The sequence below is a fragment of the Spiroplasma sp. ald genome (genome assembly GCF_044714355.1).
Lineage (GTDB): Bacteria > Bacillota_I > Bacilli_A > Mycoplasmatales > Mycoplasmataceae > Spiroplasma > Spiroplasma phoeniceum.
Window position 1 is genome coordinate 1 of record NZ_RXFY01000114.1, and the last position, 3,059, is coordinate 3,059.

General features: G+C 25.5%; 2 pseudogenes. Both read right to left on the reverse strand.

Annotation, left to right across the window (positions count from 1 at the left end):
* Nucleotides 1–1,582 (reverse strand): annotated as a pseudogene (locus EHU54_RS05185) (hypothetical protein); the annotation flags it as partial.
* Between the two features lie 1,266 nt (nt 1,583–2,848).
* Nucleotides 2,849–3,059, reverse strand: a pseudogene (locus EHU54_RS05190) (hypothetical protein); the annotation flags it as partial.

A 3,059-nucleotide genomic window follows, 5' to 3' on the forward strand; every position in this document is an offset into this window, starting at 1 on the left:
TATCGAAAAATCATCCAAGAGGAACTCCGTTTTTTAAAATAACTTGTAAATCAATTTTTAAATTAGCAGCAAAATTTCCATTGAATAAATATAAACTCTCGTTAATAGTGTGTGTCTCACCAACATTCAATTTTACATTATTTTTAAATTTACTAATTTTTAAATCACCATTATCATCATTACGCCACACCACAAAATATCATTTATTATCAACTTGATTAAATGGTGTTCCACTTGCATAAATTTCTTTTCAATAATTTTTAGGTGGAGTGGGACCACCAGAAAAATTAAAATATGATGAATTTAATAGTACTTGACAATCTTTAAATTCTCAATATCCATTTTCTTTTTTAACTGGTTTTGAAATTAATTCAAAAAAATAAGGAGAAAATAATTTAATATCATCATTATAACCTTTATTAATTGCATATTTACTATATGTATAATTTGATAACATATAAACAATTTGCTTAAATCTTTTAACAGCATTATCATTTAAAGAAGTAAAATTATCTAATTTTCAATTTTCAAATAAACCATCAATAACATCTTCAGGTTTTTGTCCTTCGAATTTTTGGCGCAGCTCAGCCACTTTATTGGTAGGATTACCTTTTTCGTCGTATTTTGAGCCTTGGAATTTTCTATCGTAATTATAACGATATGTTAAAAAATTTAACAAAATAATATTTAGTTCTTTAACGTCTAATAAACCTAAAATATCTTTTCCTTGAATATAGTTTTTGGCAATACTTCACGGTAAAAAACTTTCAGTAAATCAATACTGAAATACTTTTAAATTAGGTTCTGTCTCTATTGGCATTGATAATAAGGGTACTAAACTAGCATTTTCAATATTTGATGATGGATAAGAATAAATACCATTAATATTGCCTCAACACCTAATATTTCCAAATAACATCGCTTTAGGATATTTAATTTCAATTCCATTAACAACAGTATCTTCGGGTAATGATTTTTGTAATACTAAATGAATACTATTTTGGTTTTTTCATTTAAAGTCAGTTATTTTAACTAAATGGGTAGATTTAATAATATTAACACCATCTGGTGAATAGGGGCGTTTATATTCTTCGATGATATAACATTCATTTTTATTATCTTCACTAATTGGTTCATTAATAGATACTATTTTTAAGTCTAATGTTTCTAAAAATGCTTTGTCTTGTTTTGAAATATCATTAATTAAAATATCTTTTTCATCAATCATAACATAACTTGTACTATTATCTTGTACTGTGGTGTTTTGTTGAATTTGTAATTTAAAATTAAAGTCACTAATTTCATAGCCAGTTATTTTAATATATTCATCTTTGTCAATAAAACCTATTTTAACGCTATTTTGAGAGTAGTTTAAGGTTGGTTTTTGCTTTGTCTTAACAAGATTATTAATTTTATAAATATATAAGGTTCTTGCGCGGTCTTCGGTAAATAACTGTTCTAAGTCGGGGTCACTATATTGTGATTGATTAGCAAAATCTAGCGGAATACTATCAATTGAATAATCAATTGGTTCATCATTTTCTGCTAATTGTGCTAACATTTTTTCAGATGGTTTTAGCATTATTCTTGTCCTCCTTTTTCATTAGACACATTAAAAACAGTTTCGTTGTTTTTTAGTTGTCTGTTTAAAGTAGCATTTACTGGTAAGCGAACATCAACAATTAACTCATCAATATTTTTAATATTGAATGTTCTACTATTTAAAATAGCATTATCATATTTAATTAACTTAATAATAAATTCAGTTAATTTAATTTCTCTAATATATATCATTTGTTCGTATGATGCGTTTGTTTGAATATTTACACCAGCAACTTCAGCTTGTGTTTGTTGTGCTCCCTTAGCGATTGCGGGAACATGATGGCGATTTATTTTATAGTAATTAGTTAATAATCAATCATATATTTTCGTTAATTGTTCACCTTTAAAATTACCAGCAATATAGTCTACTGGTTGAAAATTACTATCGGGGTCTCCTTCAACTAATAACAAGTCATTTTCAATAAATGAAGCCAACATTTTACTAATTTCTTGGTCAACAACACCAGTAACTCCATTAGTATTAATGGTAAATTTACCACTATTTAATAATGGGTCTAACATTATCTTTTCAGCAATAATATCTAAAATACTAGCAAATTGCTTGCCATAACGAGCAGAAGGTTCAAAATTAGGGTTATTAGGGATAATTTCAAGTGGAATAAAATTAAGTGGTAATATTTCTTCTCTTTGCAATGCTGTATAGTTATTTCATTTAGCATCATCAATATATAAATCAGTAATAGTACTGTATAATCGTGTTTTTAAATTTCTAATAACTTTTACTTGTTTAGTTACATAGTCAATTTCTAATTTTTCAGTAATAAAAATACTTTGTTCATTTTTAATATAAGGGTCATAATCAAAAGCACAAGATACTAAATTACCTAATTCATCATACTGGTCATTGTAAAAATCAATAGTAATAAAATTAAGTTTCGAATTATTAGCAAAAATAAAATATGCACCTTTACCATTCTTATTAATTTTATATTCGTTATATCAATTCTTATTAGTAAAGTCCTGCATTTTTAAAAAGTTATTAATTAATTGAGAGTTTATTTGTTGATTAGTAAGTGGATTATAAATGCTAATTTCTAANTCTCGTGGATTTAAAAAATTAGCATTATCTTCACAAATTCTTTTTTCTAAAATTTCATTATGTTTTTGAACAGCAACATTTTTACGATTACTAATCGTTGATGCTAAATTAAGATAATAACTATCAATATCATATTCTTTTTTTAATTTCTTTTTTGCTGGTAACAATCCCATTTATAACACCTCTTTATTTTGTATCTTCTTTTTTAATAACATCTTCAATACTATCTTGTTTTTGTTGTTTGTTATGAGTTTTGATAAATCTAATAGTTTCAATAATTAAAACAATAACCCCAAAACCATTAAGCATTGCACCAATAATTACATATGCAGGTCAACCAATTCCTAATTTAGTAGGTCCTATAAAACAAATAATAATTCCTGCGATAAAAAACAAT